This window comes from Helicobacter mehlei, from assembly GCF_007280785.1.
Lineage (GTDB): Bacteria > Campylobacterota > Campylobacteria > Campylobacterales > Helicobacteraceae > Helicobacter > Helicobacter mehlei.
This window is the reverse complement of record NZ_VKGC01000025.1, coordinates 1-19,304: the sequence shown is the minus strand read 5'-3', so window position 1 is coordinate 19,304 and position 19,304 is coordinate 1. Positions and strand designations below refer to the sequence as shown.

General features: G+C 45.5%; 14 protein-coding genes. 10 read left to right on the top strand and 4 right to left on the bottom strand.

From position 1 onward, the window contains the following. From FNE76_RS07215 to ybeY, 4 genes are all read left to right on the top strand, one after another. Positions 1-1,122 (top strand): hypothetical protein (locus FNE76_RS07215; RefSeq protein ID WP_235895369.1); only part of this gene is annotated, 1,122 nt, incomplete at its 5' end. After that, complete coding sequence (locus FNE76_RS08575; RefSeq protein ID WP_143928460.1) at positions 1,106-2,257, top strand: hypothetical protein; 1,152 nt, start codon at positions 1,106-1,108, stop codon at positions 2,255-2,257. The genes FNE76_RS07215 and FNE76_RS08575, both read left to right, overlap by 17 nt. Positions 2,258-2,299: 42 nt before the next feature. Continuing rightward, the gene (locus FNE76_RS07205; RefSeq protein ID WP_120948687.1) at positions 2,300-3,205 is read left to right on the top strand and encodes a hypothetical protein; all 906 of its coding nucleotides are present in this window, start codon (positions 2,300-2,302) and stop codon (positions 3,203-3,205) included. Between the two features lie 27 nt (positions 3,206-3,232). Beyond that, on the top strand, positions 3,233-3,670 hold the full coding sequence (ybeY, locus tag FNE76_RS07200; protein ID WP_185963027.1) for an rRNA maturation RNase YbeY: 438 nt from the start codon (positions 3,233-3,235) through the stop codon (positions 3,668-3,670). Here the strand turns inward: ybeY and tilS are convergent. After that, entirely contained in the window at positions 3,627-4,673 is a 1,047-nt protein-coding gene (gene tilS / locus FNE76_RS07195; RefSeq protein WP_120948685.1) for a tRNA lysidine(34) synthetase TilS, read from the bottom strand. The two genes, ybeY and tilS, sit on opposite strands and share 44 nt — an antisense overlap. 88 nt (positions 4,674-4,761) lie before the next feature. On the opposite strand from tilS, the gene FNE76_RS07190 reads away from it, so the two are divergent. From FNE76_RS07190 to FNE76_RS07180, 3 genes are read left to right on the top strand one after another with little or no spacing between them, the layout of a single operon-like run. Further along, positions 4,762-6,072 carry an NCS2 family permease gene (locus FNE76_RS07190; protein WP_120948684.1) on the top strand — a complete coding sequence of 437 codons (1,311 nt, stop codon included), beginning with the start codon at positions 4,762-4,764 and terminating at the stop codon, positions 6,070-6,072. Between the two features lie 10 nt (positions 6,073-6,082). Beyond that, positions 6,083-6,919, top strand: a complete 837-nt coding sequence (locus FNE76_RS07185) for a type II restriction endonuclease (protein WP_120948683.1) — start codon at positions 6,083-6,085, stop codon at positions 6,917-6,919. After that, positions 6,909-7,736 (top strand): DNA-methyltransferase, encoded by an 828-nt coding sequence (locus FNE76_RS07180; RefSeq protein WP_120948682.1) that lies wholly within the window; start codon positions 6,909-6,911, stop codon positions 7,734-7,736. Before FNE76_RS07185 ends, FNE76_RS07180 begins: the two co-directional genes overlap by 11 nt. A 12-nt stretch (positions 7,737-7,748) precedes the next feature. Here the strand turns inward: FNE76_RS07180 and FNE76_RS07175 are convergent, their stop codons facing one another. Continuing rightward, positions 7,749-10,109, bottom strand: a complete 2,361-nt coding sequence (locus FNE76_RS07175) for a ribonucleoside-diphosphate reductase subunit alpha (RefSeq protein WP_120955927.1) — start codon at positions 10,107-10,109, stop codon at positions 7,749-7,751. A gap of 16 nt (positions 10,110-10,125) precedes the next feature. Further along, positions 10,126-11,928: a translational GTPase TypA gene (typA, locus tag FNE76_RS07170; protein WP_120948681.1), complete on the bottom strand. Its 1,803-nt coding sequence runs from the start codon at positions 11,926-11,928 to the stop codon at positions 10,126-10,128. Between the two features lie 167 nt (positions 11,929-12,095). Here typA and dnaE point away from each other — a divergent pair, with 167 nt between their 5' ends. The 3 genes from dnaE to FNE76_RS07155 are packed head-to-tail and all read left to right on the top strand — an operon-like array spanning position 12,096 to position 17,456. Next, positions 12,096-15,695 (top strand): DNA polymerase III subunit alpha, encoded by a 3,600-nt coding sequence (gene dnaE, locus FNE76_RS07165; RefSeq protein WP_120948680.1) that lies wholly within the window; start codon positions 12,096-12,098, stop codon positions 15,693-15,695. After that, positions 15,695-16,450: a pseudouridine synthase gene (locus FNE76_RS07160; RefSeq protein WP_185963026.1), complete on the top strand. Its 756-nt coding sequence runs from the start codon at positions 15,695-15,697 to the stop codon at positions 16,448-16,450. The genes dnaE and FNE76_RS07160 overlap by 1 nt, the downstream gene beginning before the upstream one ends. Beyond that, on the top strand, positions 16,443-17,456 hold the full coding sequence (locus FNE76_RS07155) for an oxidoreductase (RefSeq protein WP_120948678.1): 1,014 nt from the start codon (positions 16,443-16,445) through the stop codon (positions 17,454-17,456). Before FNE76_RS07160 ends, FNE76_RS07155 begins: the two co-directional genes overlap by 8 nt. Here the strand turns inward: FNE76_RS07155 and FNE76_RS07150 are convergent. Further along, positions 17,437-19,158 carry a phosphoethanolamine transferase gene (locus tag FNE76_RS07150; protein WP_143928459.1) on the bottom strand — a complete coding sequence of 574 codons (1,722 nt, stop codon included), beginning with the start codon at positions 19,156-19,158 and terminating at the stop codon, positions 17,437-17,439. The genes FNE76_RS07155 and FNE76_RS07150 overlap by 20 nt on opposite strands. Positions 19,159-19,304 lie beyond the last annotated feature (146 nt).

Here is a 19,304-nt window from a genome sequence, read left to right as displayed (position 1 = left end):
TGTTTGCCCAATGCAAAGAGCGCGGGTATTGTATGTAGCATGAGGTGGGTTTTTATATGCCTCTTGGGGTTGGTTTGTTTGCAAGCCACCCCTTCTTTAAAGGCTAGGGATAAACTCATCCAATGGACAGGGGACTTTGTCCAAAAGTCTGCAAACACTTATGACTATTACGAAGTTTCTTCAGACATTAACGAACAACAGACAATCCACATGCATGGCAAGTCCTATACTTTTCTCTATGCCCATGCGCAAACCCATCTATCAGGCGGGCAAAAGGGTGTGTCCAGTGTCTGCGTGGGTGTGTTGTTTGGGGGCAAATTATACAAAGGGTTTTGTTTGGAGGGCTTTGAGCGTGTGGTTTGGAAGAAAAACGACTCTTTAATCGATCAGTTCTCCTTAAGGCTCTTGCCCACCATGCCAACCCCCACAACCCCCCAAACCTCCAGCCTAGATGTTGCCTTCCATCTCATTTCAGGCACTTTTTATTTGTCGCGTTTGGAGGAAAAAATGGGCGATCAAACCCGTATCCTTTATTTGCAAAGCAGGGACGATCCTAGCAACGCCCAAAAGTTCCCGATGGCAGTTCTTAGTGTCTCCTTTTTGGAACGTCTCAGGGTCCATAACTCTTTTTCTATCAAATCTCCCATTCAGGAAAACTCCCTAACTTATCTCTCCTTGGAGGGGCAAAAATACGCCCTTGTCATCAATACCAGCCCCTCTAGCTCTGAGCTCACACAAAGTTTAAAATGCGTGGGTGCCGTGCAGGTTAGCGCAAATCTTTTAAAAGGGAGTTTCTGTATTTTTGGATACACCCATGTGCATTTTTCACACCAAGAGGATTTTTTACGCTTTGAATTTAGCGATATACCCCAAAATTCCCTCCAACACAAGTTTTTTATCACCTTCCGATTTGACCAAGGGGCTTTCTTGTTGTACCAATTAAGCCGCCAAAATGTCCAAATCAACCATGAAGGAGTCCAAAAGATTTTGAAAACCCGAGTCATTTACCGCCAAGATCGCGATGATCCAAACCACAAAGCCCTCATTGGTATGGATTCCTTGAGGGCAGATTTAATCACCAAACTTTTATCCAAATGCCAAAAAAATGGGTATTGTATATGAGGTGCAGATGAAAAATTTGGCTTTTCTATCCTTTTTGGCCCTCTCTTGCGCCTATGCATGTGATTCTCTTGACAATAAACCCAACACACCAAGTTGGATCGATAAAAAGCGCGCCCAAATGAACGCCGCGCTTAAAAAGGGCGATTGCCAATCATCTTGTTTTTCTGATGAAAGCGTGGCAGCCTTTACATGGATGAAAGATTTTTTTGCTAAGAATAATCTTGTGGGGTCTGCGTTCACAAATTATATCTTTTTTGGAGATGACTACCAACAAGCTTTTAAGATTGGCGATCGATCCTATACTTTCTTTTATTCTCGGGGTGAGACTCGCCAAAAAGGAGGGGAACAAAAAGACAGCCTCTGTTTGGGTATTTCTTTCCAAAAACAAGTTTTTAAGGGCTTTTGCTTGGAGGGCTTTAACCAATTAGAACTCAGTAGTGCTGATGGTGCCAACTCTGTAGGTTTCACCCTCTCTAAGAAAACACCCCCTACACCCACCACTCCCGCACGCAAAACCAGTATTTATCTCGCCTTCCAGCTCTCAGAGGGTTCGTTTTATTTGAGCCATTTTTCCAACCACCAACAAGTTTTTTACAACCAACCCAATTCTAAACAAATCCCCCTCTCTGCGATTAATAATGCGCTTTTAGCCAGACTCCAATCCCATCCCCAAAACACACCCTTAGAGGTGCAAATCCTAGAGATCAATACACAAACCTACTCCATTTCCAACCAGATCAGCGCCAACACGAATTGTGTTGCTATCACAGAGGGCAAGACCTTACGCACCCAACGCGCCCATTTTTGCATGGAGGGCGTGGGTGTGGTCCATGCGATCTACAACGAGGGTTACTTGACTTTGGAGTTTTCAAAAACCCTTTCTACACCAATCAAACGCCAATTCTACCTGACTTTCAAACTGCGTGGCTACAATGATTTTTATTTGCACCAATACAGCGCGCAAAATCTCAAAATTAATGCCGATGGTTCTAACCAAGTGTTGGGTTCGCAAATTATCTACCGCCAAGATCGTGATGACCCTAATAACCAAAACCCCATCACCCTAGATTCGTTGCAAGATGACTACCAAGCCAAACTACTAGCCCTATGTCAAAAACGCGGGTATTGCATGTAACCCAAATTGGCTATCATGTGCCATCTTTGATTAAGGACAACCATGAAACTAGCTAAGTTTGTTTTGCATTGTGATAACCATAGGGTGAGTAATTTAGAGGAGCTCAGAGAGCATTTTGACATCTTAGATGTGTTGGAACACTATAAGAACAACACTTTGCAACGCTGGTTGCAATCCCGCGCATTCCAAAGCGAGCTAGACCAAGTCCTAGCCATTAACGCCACGAATGATGCGGACATCATCTTTGCGTTGTGCCAAATTTTTAGCGTGGGTGTGGAGAGGGAAACTATCCAAGTGGCCCTAAACCAGCAACAAGCTCTAGCCCACAAACAAGCCCAGCTAGAGAGTTATCAAGGCCAACAACTCAAGTTAGAAAATCTGATTAGAAAATTGATCCAAGAGGCGATCCAACCTAACATAGGGACTGTTTCTAGTAAGGGCAAGCCCAAATCTTATCAAGTCCTTAAAAGCCGCTTACTCAACGCTCCAGATTTAGAGAGTGGTAAGGCGATCTTAGTGGAACTGCTCGATCACCACTTTGAGGCACTGGAAAAAGACAGAAAGGAAGTGCTTAGGGGACTTGCCATCAAGCATAAAAAATCTTTATGGGTGGGTGAGCCCAAACACTACCCCATCCTCTTGCTTTATTTTTTTGCAAGCCCTATTTTTCAAGAGGATGAAGAACTTGATTGCTCGGGAGGTCGTTATTCGTTTTCGCAAGCAGATTTTGAGACTTTTTTAACAAGTTATCAAATCAAACCTGAGAGCGACTATTACACACCCAAACCCGATACCATATTTGTGTGTGCTGGCGATTATTCGCTTGATTTTGCAAGAATCAAACTGAGTGATGGTTGGCTCAATATCCCCCCCGATTTTTATGAAAAATATTACTTGGGTGGTAATGACAAGGCGGCCTTCTTCGAACTCCCCGCACTCAAGGCCTAAGCCTTGCCTACTTGTGCTATTGAGATCATTTGTGAGGCTGACCAAGAGAGTTTGCCCCTAGATTTAGAAGGCTGGCTAATCCCTAAACTTTTGCCCATGATGGAGTATTTAAAGCGCCCCGGGCATGTGGAGTTGGTTTTAGTCTGTAGCGAACAGATCGCTAAACTTAACTTAGAATTTAGGAATATCCCCAAAAGCACCGATGTGCTGAGTTTCCCCATAGAAATGCCCGCCCAGCAACTTTTAGGCAGTGTAGTGATCAATGTGGATTTAGCCATCCAAGAGAGCCAAGCGCGCGGGCATGCACTTTTAGATGAAATCGCCTTGTTGTTCGTGCATGGCTACTTGCACCTACTAGGCTATGATCATGAATGCGATCAAGGACAACAACGCGCCCTAGAGCAAGAGATCATCGCGTATTTTAACTTGCCCTTAAGTTTGATGGCGCGCACAGAGTGTCTTTAGCGTGTTTAATCGCTTCTAAATGTTCCTGCCATTTGGAGCTATAAAGGATTTGACGCAAGTTGAAGGGGATTTTGAGGGTGCGGCATCGATCTTTATAGATTTTGGGTAGGGCTATGGGTTTGGTGTGTGATCTTGTCCCCACGAAGACAAACCCTCCCAAAGCCCCGACACAATAGACTTTAGTTTGGGTGCTAAAGATCGTGTTAAAGTGTTGGCGTTCTAACTCTAGGCGTTGGGGTTGGCTCAACACATAACCCAAGCGTTTTAAGAGGCGATCGATGTAATATACATTTTGGCTATTTTCTTTAAACACCCACACCCTAGCTATACAAACCATTTTAATGGGGGGGTAGAGCCGGGTTTTTTCCAAAGCTAGAGCCTGAAAACTGCGTTTTAAGCCCTGAGATGTGCCCTTGAGATTTAAAAACACATCGCTTAAGGCATGCCTAAAGACATTGCGTTTAAAACGCTGATTGGCATTGCTGTAATCCTCAAAATAGCGGTAGTTATGGGCGTGTAAATAGTCTTTAAGCGTGTTTTTGGGGGTGTAGAGGAGCGGACGGGCTAGGGTGTAGTGCTCTCTACTCTCTAGGGCTTCAAACCCTAAAAGGGTTTGCAAACTCGCCCCCTTGGCTAATTGCATTAAAAACCATTCGAGTTTATCATTGAGGTGGTGGGCTAAGATCACGCATTCATAGCCAAATAAAAGGCTTAAGCGTGCAAAAAAGGCATAACGGCGTGTGCGTGCGCGCGCCTCCAAATTCCCCCCCCTTAGGGGCGCATAGCACACATGCACGCTTTTAGTATGTTGTCGCCCTAATTTTAAGGCGTATCGCACCTCTTGATCGGCTTGATCGCGCAGGGCATAATGCACGATGGCTAGATCAAAATGCACGCCCTGTTCTAGGAGCAGATAAAACAATGCCACGCTATCCCCCCCGCCTGAAAAGCCCAATAAACACCGCTTATTTTGCCAAGACTCTAAGCCCTCTAAGGTGATCATTTAAGCCCCATCTTAAGCAAAATCCATTAGAATTTGCCTTTTTGCTCCATTCTAACATGAAAGCCACTAAATACATAAGGAGCAAACCATGCAAGCTTTAGCGCGTTTTTTCCAATTTAAAGAACGGCACACAAATTTACGCACCGAGATCACCGCTGGCGTTACGACCTTTGTGACAATGGCGTATATTTTAGTGGTTAATCCGGCGATTTTGCAAAAAACGGGCATGGATTTTGAGGGGGTCTTTGTGGCCACCATTTTAGTTTCGGTAGTCGGTACGCTCATTATGGGCTTGCTAGCTAATTACCCCATCGCTATTGCCCCGGGGATGGGCATGAATGCTTATTTTACCTTCGTGATAGTCCTTAGCATGGGTATTTCTTGGCAAAGTGCTTTGGGGAGTGTATTTTTAGCCTCACTCATTTTTTTAGCCCTCTCTTTGACGGGGTTTAGAGAAGCCTTGATCAAGGCGATCCCTAATCCGCTCAAAGCGGGCATGAGTGCGGGGATTGGGCTCTTTATTGCCTTTATTGGCATGCAAAATGCCCATTTGATTGTCGCTTCACCCGCAACTTTGGTTACTTTGGGCAATTTTGCCCATCCCATTGCCTACATGTCTTTACTGGGTCTGCTTATTACCCTTGTTTTGATGATTTACAACATCAAGGCGGCGATTTTTTTGGGCATGCTCATCACCGCTCTACTCAGCTTCCTTTTGGGGCATCTGCAACTCCCCGATCACCTCTTAGAACTCCCCACCCACACCAGCACCACCTTTTTAAAACTAGATATTTTAAGCGCATTCAAGCCCAATTTAAGCGCGGTGATTTTCACTTTCTTTTTGATCATGCTCTTTGACACCACCGCCACCATGATCGGTGTTGCCAAACAAGCTAACTTGCTTGAAAATGGGCATTTTCCCAATGCCAAAGCGGCGTTGTCTGCCGATGCGATTGCCAGCACTTTAGGCGCGCTTGCGGGGACTTCGCCCACCTCAGCTTACATCGAATCGGGCACGGGGGTGAGCGTGGGGGGGCGCACAGGCTTTACGGGCGTGGTGATCGCCCTTTTGTTTGTGGGCATGCTCTTTTTAGCCCCCCTAGCCAAAGTTTTAGCCAGCATGCCCGCTATCACTTCCCCCGCTCTGATCGTGGTGGGCTTTTTGATGATGAGCCATCTAGGCCAAATTGATTGGCACAATTTAGAGGAATCCTTGCCTGCCTTTTTTGTGCTCTTTTGGATTCCCCTCTCTTATAGCATCACTAATGGCGTGGGTGCGGGGTTGATTCTCTACCCGCTCATTAAAATCTGTCGGGGCAAGTTTAAAGAGGTGCATCCCCTTTTATATGTCTTCATGATTCTCTTTATCCTGCAATTCATCCTAGATGCCAAACATTGAGGATTAATCCATGAAAAATGCCCTCCCCTTTGATTGCTTTTTGAAAACGCTTAAAAAAACCAACCGTACGCTGGATTTTTTTGTAGATTGGCAAAAATGCTTAGAAAAACGCCACGCCCTGCGTGTATCGTTGCGGGTTTTAAATGGGCTTTTAGGGGTGAGTGCGCAAAACTTAGAATCCAAAGTCCAAGCCCTCTTTAATCAAAACCCCCAAGCCTTCCAAGCCCTGCCCCTCTTGCTGGCTATGCGTAACTCCCAAGAGATCATTTTGACCCCCCAACAAGAGGAAATGCCCTTAAGTGGCTATTTGCAAAGCCCAGAAAAAATTTGCGCTTTTCTCTCCCAAAGCGGGCTTTTAGAACTCTTTAGCACCCACAAAATTAAAGATTTAGATGATTTTATCTTGGGCGTTGAGGTCGGGCTGGATAGCAACGCGCGCAAGAATCGGGGTGGGTTTGCTATGGAAGCCCATTTGAGAGACATGTTTAAAAATGCGCATTTGGAGTTTAGCCAACAGGTGAGCGTGGAGCTGTATCCAGATTTGCATAGGCTTTTTGGCGAGGATATTAAAAGATTTGATTTTGTGATCTCGGGCAAACAAGGTCTGTATTTTGTGGAGTGTAATTTTTACACTAGTGCAGGGAGTAAGCTTAATGAGGTAGCACGGGCTTATCAAGAACTCGCCCTGCGTTTTGAGGGTTTGGCGGGGAAATATTTTGTGTGGATCACCGATGGGCAGGGCTGGCTTTCTTGCCAAAACAAATTAGAAGAGGCGTATAAAAGTGTGTGTCTTTATAATCTCGCCCATGTGGATCACCTCATTAAAAGCGTGCAAAATGGATCATAGCCTACAAACACCCATCTTTAGGAGCACTGACAAACTCGCTCCATTCACGCTCTACCAAGCTGATTGCAACACGATTTTAAGGCAAATGCCCGAATGCTTTGATTTTATCTTTGCCGATCCGCCCTATTTTCTCTCCAATGGGGGGCTTAGTATCCAAAGTGGGGAGATTGTGAGCGTAAATAAGGGACATTGGGATCAAAGCAAGGGTTTAGAGAGCATGCACGCCTTTAATATGGCATGGTTGCAGGTGGCTAAAAGTGCACTCAAACCCGGGGGGAGTATTTGTATCAGTGCCACCCACCATAATCTCTTTTCACTCGGGCTTGCCTTGCAAGAATTAGGCTTTAAGATTTTAAACCTCATCACTTGGCAAAAAAGCAACCCGCCCCCCAATTTTAGCTGCCGTTATCTGACACACTCAAGCGAACAGATCATTTGGGCGCGCAAAAGCCCCAAGCACAAGCATATTTTTAACTACGAATTATTAAAAAAAATCAATGAGAATCGGCAAATGCGCGATGTGTGGGTATTGCCTGCCATCGCTCCTTGGGAAAAAAAACAGGGTAAACACCCCACCCAAAAGCCCCTAAGACTCTTGGTGCGTTTGATTTTAATGGCTAGCCATCCTAATTCGCTTATTGGCGATCCCTTTAGTGGCTCGGGCACAACAGGCATTGCGGCTAATTTGTTGGGGCGCGCCTTTGTGGGCATAGAAAAAGAAGGCGCGTTTATTGAACTGAGCATCCAACGCCGTGGGGCATTAGAAACGCATTTTGAGAGCATACGCTCCAAGATCAAGGATTTGGAGCTTTGCTAGAAAACCTTTGGATCACTGGCAATGGTGGCACTCAATGGATCGATCCAGCACGCTTTTATCATCTAGGCTAGGGCTTTGGGTGCGTAGATAGTAGGTTGATTTTAAACCTAGTTTCCATGCCAAGTGGTAGATTTCATGCAAGAGTTTGCCACTAGCCTCTTGGGGGCGTAAAAAGAGATTGAGGCTTTGGCCTTGATCGATCCACTTTTGGCGCACAGCAGCCAAGCGGACAATATCCTTGGGATCGATGTCATAGGCGGAAGTGTAATAATTCCAAGTTTCTAGGTTTAAATTAGGCACAACCACCGGGATCATCCCGCTTAGATTTTCCTCGAACCACTTTTTTTGGTAAATAGGCTCAATGGTTTGGGTCGTGCCCACTAAGATAGAGATCGAGCTAGTGGGCGCAATTGCCATTAAATACCCATTTCTAAGCCCCTGTTTTTGCACCCGTGCCTTGAGACTAGCCCAATCACACATGGGGGCATGCGCGCTTAACTCTAGGGCTTCTTGTTTGGCTTTATCCATAGGAAAAACCCCCTTACTCCATTCTGAGCCCTCAAAATGGGTGTAACTCCCCCGCTCTTGGGCAAGATTAGAACTAGCCAAAATGGTTTCATAACTCATCTTTTCTAGGACTTGATCGATCTTGGCAGTGTGTTCTGGGCTCCCCCATTTGATCTGACTTTGGGCTAACATCTGCGCCTCGCCCATCACACCAAGCCCGATCGCACGGCTCTTTAAATTCGTGTTTTTTGCCTTAGCCGTGGGGTAAAAATTCAAATCAATCACATTATCCAACATCCGCACCGCAATGGGCACGACCCGTTCAAGGTCTTTTGGGGTGTTAATTTTGCTCAAATTCAAGCTAGCCAAATTGCACACCGCGACTGCGCCCTCCTCAGGAACTTTAGTCGCCATGAAGATTTTTTTGCCCCCCAAGCAATCATTGCTGGTGAGTTTATTGGCTTTTTTAGACACACCCGCATCAGTGCTAACCTCTACTTGTTCTTCGAAAAATACGCAATCTCCCCCCTCAAATTCCACGCGCATGCGATAATGGCCCGCACTGGTATTTTGGTAAATCTCGGTGCAAAGATTGGAGGAACGGATAAGCCCTACATGGGCATTAGGGTTGGTCTCATTGGCACGATCTTTAAAGCCCAAAAAGGGCAGACCTGCCTCAAAATAATTAGTGAGGATTTTTCTCCACAATGTCTTAGCACTCATCTTCTCTTTAGGAACAGCGGGGTTTTGCTCGTAATCTAGGTATTTTTGTCTAAATTCGACCCCATAACACTGGGTGAGATCGGGGCAAGCATAAGGGTCAAAGAGAGTCCAAATCCCATCTTGCTCCACACGTTCCATGAACAGATCGCAAATCCAGAGGGCGGGGAATAAATCATGGGCACGGCGGCGTTCATCGCCACTATTTTTGCGTAAATCAATGAACTCTAAAATGTCCATGTGCCAAATTTCCAAATAGACCGCAATCGCTCCCTTGCGTGTGCCGAGTTGATCGACCGCAATGGCGACATCATTGACGATCTTTAAAAACGGAATCACGCCCGCACTAGCACTCTTATGCCCATCAATGTAGCTACCCAAACAACGCACTTGGCTAAAATCCCAGCCAATCCCCCCGCCGTATTTAGACAAAAGAGCCATATCTTTATAGCTGTCAAAAATCCCTTCAATGTTATCTGGGGTTGAACCCACATAACAAGAGCTGAGTTGATGATTGGGCGTGCGCGCATTGGCTAAAGTGGGCGTGGCACACATCAGTTCAAACTTGCTCAACACCCCGTAAAACTCCAAAGCACGCGCATTGGGGTCGCTCTCATTTTGGGCTAGGAACATCGCAATCGCCATGAACATGTGTTGGGGTAGCTCAATGGGGTTGCCTTGGGAGTCTTTGAGCAAATAGCGATCATAAAGGGTCTTAATCCCTAGATAGTTAAATTGCAAATCACGCTCAGGCACTAGTGCCTCATTGAGTTGTTCCAAATTAAACTTATCTTTAAAGCCCAATGCGATACGCCCTTCTTTTTCGCCCCTCTTAAAATAGTCTTTCAAATGCGCATAGCCCCTAGAGCCATTCACTTGGTAGTAAAGATCATCTAGAAACAGCCGTGCAGCAACAAAACTCCAATTAGGCGCATCCACATCGATTTTATCCACTGCCATTTTGATCAGGGTTTTAGGGATATCCTGTGTTTTGATTCTGTCTTTAAAATAAAGATTCATTTCTAATTCCAAAACACTCTTATTGATCCCCTCTAAGCCTTCTGTAGCACTTTTTAAATACTTACGGATTTTCTCTGTGTCCAAAGGCTCAACACACCCATTGCGCTTGGTAACAGATAATTGCATGGTATTTCCTCTTAGACTAAGATTTTTTGACACGGCGGCGTGCCGTGGGGTCTAAAACTTTCTTGCGGATACGCAAGTTCAAGGGTGTAACCTCCAGCAGTTCATCTTCCTCAATCCATTCTAAAGCCCGCTCAAGTGCCATCAGTCTTGGGGGGGTGAGTTTGATCGCATCATCGCTCCCACTCGCACGCATGTTGGTTAGGTGCTTAGATTTAATGGGATTAACTTCTAAATCATTGTCCCGGCTGTGCTCACCAATGACCATGCCCACATAGACCTTTGTTTGCGCCCCAATAAAAAGCGTACCCCGCTCTTGGATATTAAATAAAGAAAATGCAGTCGCCTCTCCATTTTCCATGCTCACCAACGCCCCATTTTTGCGCGACTCCACACTCCCACTAAAGGGACGAAACTCTAAAAAGGAATGATTCATCACCCCCTCGCCCTTGGTGTCGGTTAAAAACTCAGAGCGATAACCAATGAGACCCCTAGCCGGGATTTCAAATTCTAAACGGCTGTAACCATCATTCATCGGATTCATCGCCTTCATCTCCGCCTTGCGCCGCCCGAGTCGCTCAATGATCGCCCCGCTAAAATCTTGGGGGGTGTCAATCACCAAATGCTCGAAGGGTTCTAGCTTCACGCCATCTTGAACTTTCACGATCACTTCAGGGCGCGAAATGCTAAACTCAAAGCCCTCACGGCGCAAATTCTCGGCTAAAATGGTGATTTGCAATTCCCCCCGCCCACTCACTTTAAATTTCCCCTCGCCCATTTCCTCGCACTTCATGGCGATGTTGGTTTGCATCTCTTTTAACAGGCGATCTTTGAGTTTATTAGCGGTAACATGCTTACCTTCCGTGCCCGCTAGGGGGGAATCATTGATTGCAAACACCACGCTCATGGTGGGCTCTTCAAGGTGCATAGGGTCTAAGGGCATAGGATTATTGGGATCGACCACGCTATCGCCCACATCCATCGCATTAAAGCCGGCAATGGCGACAATGTCGCCCGCCTGTGCCTGCTCGATCTCCATTCTAGCTAGCCCTAAAAAGCCAATCAATTTTGTGATACGCCCGCTCTCCTTGCTCCCATCGCTCTTATGCAAAGCGACCATGTCTCCCTTTTTGATCTGCCCATTAAACACCCGCACAATGCCGATTTTACCCACATAGTTGTCGTAATCTAGGGTAAAAATCTGCATTTGCAGGGGCTGATCGGTCTCCCCGCTGGGAGTGGGCACATGGGAGAGAATGGTTTCAAACAGAGGTTCTAAATTCTTTTTTTCATCGCTCAAGTCTTTAATGGCGTAGCCATCCCGTGCAGCTGCATAGACAACTGGAAAATCTAGCTGGGTATCATTTGCCCCCATCGCCACGAAAAGATCAAAGACCTCATCAACCACCCTATCGGGTTCAGCTGCAGGCTTGTCAATTTTATTGACCACCACAATGGGGCATAATCCAAAACTCAATGCCTTTTTGACCACAAACTTAGTCTGGGGCATCACCCCTTCTTGCGCATCCACTAAGAGCAAAACCCCATCGACCATTTTAAGCACCCGCTCCACTTCGCCTCCAAAGTCGGCGTGCCCGGGGGTGTCTATGATGTTGATTTTGGTGTCTTTGTAGTGGATCGCTGTGTTTTTAGAAAGGATGGTGATCCCCCGTTCCCTTTCTAAGTCGTTACTATCCATCATGCGCTCATCAATCTTGTCGCGCTCACCAAAAGTGCCCGATTGTGTGAGCAAACCATCCACCAAAGTGGTTTTTCCATGATCGACATGGGCAATAACAGCGATGTTTCTAATGCTTAACATACGAGCCTGATCCTATTTTTGGATTTTTGAGGGGCTAGTATAACCAAAATTTACTTAAGGGGTTGTCCTCACTTGAGTTAAAAAATCTAGGAATAAGCGTGGCTCAATGTAGGATTTTAGACTTGATTTTTAAGTCCTCCTGTAATAGTATGGAATAAAGGATACACATGCAACAGTTCACCCATTTACACCTGCATACCGAATATTCGCTCTTAGATGGGGCCAATAAGATCAAGACCCTAGCCCAAAAGATCAAAGAGTTGGGCATGGAGAGTGTGAGCATGAGCGATCACGGGAATATGTTTGGCGCGATTGATTTTTACACCTGCATGAAAAAAGAGGGAATCAAGCCCATCATTGGGATTGAAACCTACTTACATAATGCCGAAAACTTGAGCGACAAACAATCAAGGCAACGCTTCCATCTTTGTTTGTATGCCAAAGATTTAGAGGGTTATCATAATTTAATGTATCTGAGCTCACAGGCTTTCTTAGAGGGGTTTTATTATTATCCACGCATCAATAAAAAGCTCTTAAGGGAGCGATCTAAGGGGATCATCTGTTCAAGCGCGTGTCTGCAAGGGGAAATCAACTGGCATTTAAACACCAATAGCCCTAAAAATAAGCAATATGGGGCTAAGGGCTATGAAGAGGCTAAGAGGGTGGCAGAGGAATACCAAGAAATTTTTGGGGATGATTTTTACATGGAGATCATGCGCCATGGCATTGCTGATCAACTCTTTATTGATGAACAACTCATTAGATTGTCCTTAGAAACAGGCATTAAGCTCATTGCCACCAACGACACCCACTATACCAACAAAGAGGATGCCAGCGCGCAAGAGGTCGCCATGTGCGTGGCGATGGGCAAGACCTTAAATGATGAAAACCGCTTAAAACACTCTGTGCATGAGTTTTATATCAAAACCCCCGAGCAGATGGCCAGACTCTTTGCCGACATTCCTGAAGCCTTGCAAAACACCCAAGAGATCGCCAGTAAGTGCCATTTGGAGTTAGATTTAAAAAATGATGCCAATCCACCCACTCCCCCACGCTTCAAATTCACCCAGCAATACGCCCAAGAGGAGGGGCTAGACTTAGAGGATGACGGGGCTTACTTTGCCTATAAATCTAGAGAGGGGCTTAAAAAGCGTTTAGAACGGGTTGATCCTAGCCAACATGCCCGCTACACAGAACGCCTAGAGTATGAAATTAAAATCATTAGCCAGATGAAATTTGCGGGTTACATGCTAATTGTGTGGGATTTTATTAGGCATGCGCGTGAAAACGGGATTCCTGTAGGGCCGGGGCGGGGTAGTGCGGCAGGCAGTTTGGTTGCTTTTTGTTTGCAAATCACCGATATTGATCCAATCAAATACGATCTTTTGTTTGAACGATTCTTAAATCCTGATCGCGTGTCTATGCCCGATATTGATACGGATTTTTGCCAAAAACGGCGGGGCGAGATGTTGGACTATATGATCAACAAATATGGCAAATACAATGTCGCTCAAGTGATCACCTTCAATAAAATGCTCGCAAAAGGGGTGATCCGCGATGTCGCACGGGTCTTAGACATGCCCTACAAACAAGCCGATGAGATGGCAAAACTCATCCCCAACAAACTAGGGATCACCTTGCAAGAAGCCTTTGATCTAGAGCCCAAGATCAAGACACTCATAGAGAGCGATAAACTTGCCAAAGAGGTTTGGGATTTTTCTTTGCGTTTAGAGAATTTAAACCGCTCGGCAGGCAAGCATGCGGCCGCTTTAGTGGTGGATAGTGAGCGGGAGCTGTGGTATAAAACCCCGCTTTATACCAGTGAGCGCACGGGGGGCATTGTTACCCAATACTCCATGAAATACCTAGAAGCCATCGATCTGATCAAGTTTGACTTTTTGGGGCTTAAGACTTTGAGTGTAATCCACGATACGTTAAAGATCATTGAAAAATACAGTCACCAAAAAATCGATCTCTTAGATGTGGATATGAACGACCCACAGGTTTATACCACGATCCAAGAGGGCAACACGATTGGGATATTCCAAATCGAATCAGGTATGTTCCAAACCCTCAACAAACGCTTGCGTCCCTCCAGCTTTGAGGATATTGTTGCCATCCTTTCACTGGGGCGACCCGGACCTATGGAGTCGGGCATGGTGGATGACTTTGTTAATCGCAAACATGGACATGAATCCATCACCTATATGTTTGAAGCCCTAGAGCCTATTTTACGCCCTACCTATGGGACCATCATCTACCAAGAACAAGTCATGCAAATTGTGCAGAGCATTGCAGGCTTTTCTTTGGGCGAAGCGGATTTGATCAGGCGCGCAATGGGCAAAAAAGATGCCAGCATCATGGCGGCTAATCGGGCTAAGTTTGTAGAGGGCGCGCAAAAAAAGGGCTATGAGGTGCAAAAGGCTGGCGAACTCTTTGATCTCATTGTCAAATTTGCCGGCTATGGCTTTAATAAATCCCACTCCGTTGCCTATGCCATGCTCACTTTCCAAACGGCTTATTTAAAAACCCACTACAAGCACGAGTTCATGGCAGCCATGCTCAGCAGTGAATGCCGCCACATTGAGGAAGTGGCGCGTTATGTGGAGGAGGCTAGCTTAATGGGGATTGCCATTGAACGCCCCCATGTCAATACCTCTGATGTGAGTTTTAAGGTTGAACAACGCAAAAAGGACAAGATCATCGTCTTTGGGTTAGAGGCGATTAAGGGGGCAGGCGAGGGACCGCTAGGGACTTTAGTGGAGATGCGCGAAAAACATGGGCATTTTGAAAATTTGGAGGATTTGATTAGCAAGTTGGATTTTTCTAAATTTAGCAAACGCATTTTAGAACCCTTGATCAAGTCGGGGAGTCTAGACAACTTGGGGTACAACCGCCGCACCATGCTTGAAAATTTAGATGCGATTTGCGATGAGGGGCGCAGAAAAGATAAAACCAATGCCCAAATGCGCGCGGGGCTATTCTCCCAGCAAGAAGCGCACGAAAAAGCACACTTGGATTTAAAAATCTATGAGGAATATGACAGCAACACGCTTTTAAATTATGAATACGAGTGCATGGGGCTTTATTTTTCTGGACACCCTTTAGATGAGTTTAAAGCCCCCATCAAGGCGTTAAAAAATGTGGCTAAGAGCGTGGATATTCCCCGTATGGAGATTGGCTCACAAGCCGTATTTGTGGGTAAGGTTTTAGAGATCAAACGCAAATTGAGCAAAAAGAGTCAAAAACCCTATGGGCAAGTGATCATCGTAGATTTGTCCGGGCGCTTTGAATTGATGTTGTTTGAAAAACAGCTCAACACCCTAGATACGCTCAATATAGAACAGCCCCTAGCCTTCAAATGCAAGATCGAGGAACAAGAAGAGGTCGCGCGCTTACGGCTCTTAGAGATTGATACCCTAGGGAATATAAAGGGTGTCAAAATCCCTAAAGCGCGCTACAAAAACAACCCAGAGGAGGTAGAAATGTCCCAACCCTTAGACATTGCCAAAGATTTTCAAGATGATTCAAGTTGTTTGCTCACCTGCCAAGATGAACAACACATTCCTCTGTCTATTGTGCTAGATACCAGCGTATCCTTAGAACTCTTTGCACAACTCAAAGATGCCGCCCAAAGCCACAAGGGTGAGCGTGCCCTATCATTGATCTTTCACGATCAGGACAAGCGGTTTAAATTCAACACCGCGCTTAAAGTCAATAGTGCAATCAAGCAGAGTTTCCAAGCCTATGAATGGTTAGACATCTAATGCGTCTAAACCAATTCATTGCCCACAATCTCCCTTGTTCGCGCCGCCAAGCCGATCGGCTCATCGCTGAGGGGCAGGTCAAAATCAACCACACCTTAGCCACTTTCACCACACCCTTTAAGCCCCAAGATAAGATTTTTATCAATTCCCAGCTTTTGCGCCCCAAATCCCAACATTTTAGCGTGGTGGTTTATCACAAGCCCAAGGGCGAGCTGGTGAGCTTGCGGGATGATCGGGGTAGGCGGACTATCTTTGAGAGTCTAGAGGCACGATACCGGCATTTTACGCCCATCGGGCGTTTGGATTTTGCCTCTAGTGGTCTCTTGCTACTAAGTGATAGCAAGTTGGTGGTGGATGCTTTGATGCACAGCCAACTAGAGCGTGAGTACTTGATTAAAATTGAGGGGAGTGTGGGGGCGCGCATGTTAGAGGCTATGCAAAATGGCATTGAGATTAAGGGACTTGGGGGTGCACACCCTAAGAGCAAACTAGAGAGCATGCGCCTAGCCCCCATGTCTTGCCATATCATCAAAAACCACCGGCATTATTCTAAACTCAAACTGACTCTTTGTGAGGGGCAAAATAGAGAAATCCGCCGTTTTTTTGCTTATTTTAAAACCCCCGTGCTAGACTTAAAACGGGTACGCTTTGGATTTACCCATCTAAACGCCTTGCCTGTAGGCAAGACTCGCTACTTGAATCCCAAAGAGTATCGGCATTTACACCAATTCTTAGAAGGAGCAGAACATGCGTAAAAACACTCTATTATTTAGCCCTTGGCAAATCAGGGATTTGGAGTTGAAAAACCGCGTGGTGATGGCGCCGATGGATCAATACAGCGCGATCAATGGCTACACCAATGACTGGCACACGCACCACTATATTAGCCGTGCGATCGGACAAGTGGGCTTGATCATCTTTGAAGTGGCCGCAGTGAGTGCCAAGGGGCGAATCGATCCGGGCGATCTAGGCATTTATGAAGAGGGGCATGTGGAGGGCTTAGCCAAGATTGTTAGGGAGTGCCACAAACACGGCTCTAAGGTGGCGTTACAAATTGGGCATGCGGGCAGGAAAGGACAACTTAAAGATGCCCCACTTTTAGCCCCCTGCGCTTTGCGCTTTAATGAGCAATACGCCATGCCTAAAGAAATAGATACACAAGACATCAAACAAGTCGTTTTAGAGTTTAAGCAAGCCGGGCTTAGGGCAAAGCAAGCGGGTTTTGACGCGTTAGAAATCCATGCTGCACATGGGTATTTGCTCAGTAGCTTTTTATCCCCTTTGAGTAATCAGAGAAGCGATGCCTATGGAAAGAATCGCGCATTGCTTTTACAAGAAATCTTGCAAGCCCTAAGAGAAGCCATAGACTTACCTCTAATCGTGAGGGTGTCGGCTACAGACTACCACCCACAGGGCAACACCCCGCAGACTATAACACAACTCTTAGAGCCTCTAAGTCCCCTTTATGACGCTTTGGATGTGAGCTCTGGGGGCGTGGTGGAAGCTCCCATTAAAACCTATCCGGGCTATCAAATCCCTTATGCAGGCTATCTCAAAGAGGCTTTAGGCAAACCCACCATTGGGGGCGGGTTGCTTGAAGAGCCCAAAATGGCGCAAAGGTTAGTGGGTAGCCAAGTGGTGGATGCGATCTATCTAGCGCGCGCTTTGCTCAAAAACCCTTTTTGGTGTTTTAATGCAGCCTTGAGTTTGGGGCAGGAGATCGATATTCCTAAACCCTATGCTAGAATGGTGCATTTGTAGGAGGGGACTTGTAGAATCCTCTGGCTTGTTGTGCTCCAACTTTAGGGTTTTTCTCATACAGCCGATCCCCACAATAAATTCTCTTTCTCTTGATATCAAACTGGGGGCTAAAGAGATTTTTAGATTCTAGATTATCTTTAGTGTGAATCCCCACGATGGGCAAAAGAGAGTGGATTAAATCATCGCTCATGAAGGGTTTATTGATAGCCTCTGCGATTTGTTTAACCTTTTGGGGATATTTTTGCTTGAAGGTGTCGGTAACATAGATCACAAAGGGGATTTCTACTCCAAAGTTAGAACATTTATGCCCATAGGTGTTAGAACTCTCAAACATATCTTGAGCGTGATCGGAGAGATAAACAATGATTGCATCTTTATCTTGAAAGAGTTTAAAAATCTCTCCTAAAACATGATCGGTGTAATACAACGAATTGACATAATCGGCAATAATTTGCTTATCTTTGTCATTTTGGACATGCAAATCTTGATAGGGAATATCCTTAGGGGTGAATTTGGCAAAGTCTTTGGGAAAGCGTCTGTTATAAATGGGGTGGCTACCAAATAGATGGAAAAGGATCAGATTTTTAGATTCCAGTTTGGGCTGGACTTGTTGGGTAAAAATGGGGATCACCCATTGATCATGGTGGGATAAAATGGCCTTGTAGGGCGTATCAGTAAAATACTTGTAGGCGAAGTTATAGGCAAGGGCGTTGTAAATATTGCTTGCCGCCATGCTTTCTTGGTTGTCAATCCAAAAGGTTTTGTAACCTGCCAAATTAAAGATCATGCCTAAATTTTTTTGCTGATACCAAGGGATCGTGTAGTTTTCCACATCGGAGTAATTTAGCAGAGTTTGGAAAGTGGGCAGAGTGTTGGCAAAAGCTGAGATGGTGTTTTTAAAGACAAATAAATTTTGCCGCCTTTCTTGTAGATCGCTTAAAAAGGGCGTATTGGGGACCGGATAGCCATAGAGATGCATAAAATTACGCGAGGCACTCTCGCCCACAATCAAAACCACATTGGGCACGCTGTCGCTATCCACTTTAAGGTAATCTTTAGGGTAAGGCTGCTTGAGACTGGCATAGATGGTTTTTATTTGGGAATATTCATGGAGACTGGCAACCAATGCATAGACCTCTTTCACTATGGGCATGATTTGTGTCGGAATATTGGGGTTAATCAAGAATCCCCGCCCACCTTGCCCATAAAAAGCCCCTAAAGTATGCGCCCAAAAGAGCACAAAGAGCATGGCTAGAGTTTTAAAACTCTGTTTGGGGCTTAAAGACAATTTAAAACGCATATAGAACAAGAAGATGACACAAGTTGCCAAATAAACTAAGATAAAGCCCATATGGGGGAACACCATATCCATTAAAAACGCTTGGCTCTCCCTTGTGTTAGTGGCTAAGAGCGTGCCGACCAAGGAGGGTGTAAAGCCCATGTGAAAATAATAGGAGGCAAAAAAATCGATGAAAGTTAGGACCAAACTCACAACCAGCATGGCATTTTTTAGAAACTTGGCTAGGGCTTGGTATGGAATCAGACTTAATAAAAGATAAAAAACATAGAAAACCAAAAAGCTATAAAAAACCACCTTGAGCACATGCCAAAATGCCTCGCCCCATACCTGCACCTCTACAGAGAAAAAGCTTGCCACCACAGGGGCTAGCCACATCAGCCAAAAGCGGTTGTCTAAAACCATGAAAAACTCTTTTGTAGATTAGAAAACGTATCCTACAAAAAAGAACTTAGGTTTGTCAAGTCAGGGCTTTTTCTCATACAGCCGATCCCCACAATAAATTCTCTTTCTCTTGATATCAAACTGGGGGCTAAAGAGATTTTTAGATT

What these genes read in the sequence shown, in the direction of transcription:
- FNE76_RS07180 (WP_120948682.1), top strand. Translation starts at nt 6,909, where the DNA reads ATGGATCATAGCCTACAAACACCCATCTTTAGGAGCACTGACAAACTC.
- FNE76_RS07190 (WP_120948684.1), top strand. Translation starts at nt 4,762, where the DNA reads ATGCAAGCTTTAGCGCGTTTTTTCCAATTTAAAGAACGGCACACAAAT.
- FNE76_RS07205 (WP_120948687.1), top strand. Translation starts at nt 2,300, where the DNA reads ATGAAACTAGCTAAGTTTGTTTTGCATTGTGATAACCATAGGGTGAGT.
- FNE76_RS07160 (WP_185963026.1), top strand. Translation starts at nt 15,695, where the DNA reads ATGCGTCTAAACCAATTCATTGCCCACAATCTCCCTTGTTCGCGCCGC.
- FNE76_RS07175 (WP_120955927.1), bottom strand. Translation starts at nt 10,109, where the DNA reads ATGCAATTATCTGTTACCAAGCGCAATGGGTGTGTTGAGCCTTTGGAC.
- typA (WP_120948681.1), bottom strand. Translation starts at nt 11,928, where the DNA reads ATGTTAAGCATTAGAAACATCGCTGTTATTGCCCATGTCGATCATGGA.
- dnaE (WP_120948680.1), top strand. Translation starts at nt 12,096, where the DNA reads ATGCAACAGTTCACCCATTTACACCTGCATACCGAATATTCGCTCTTA.
- FNE76_RS07185 (WP_120948683.1), top strand. Translation starts at nt 6,083, where the DNA reads ATGAAAAATGCCCTCCCCTTTGATTGCTTTTTGAAAACGCTTAAAAAA.
- tilS (WP_120948685.1), bottom strand. Translation starts at nt 4,673, where the DNA reads ATGATCACCTTAGAGGGCTTAGAGTCTTGGCAAAATAAGCGGTGTTTA.
- FNE76_RS07155 (WP_120948678.1), top strand. Translation starts at nt 16,443, where the DNA reads ATGCGTAAAAACACTCTATTATTTAGCCCTTGGCAAATCAGGGATTTG.
- FNE76_RS08575 (WP_143928460.1), top strand. Translation starts at nt 1,106, where the DNA reads ATGGGTATTGTATATGAGGTGCAGATGAAAAATTTGGCTTTTCTATCC.
- FNE76_RS07150 (WP_143928459.1), bottom strand. Translation starts at nt 19,158, where the DNA reads ATGGTTTTAGACAACCGCTTTTGGCTGATGTGGCTAGCCCCTGTGGTG.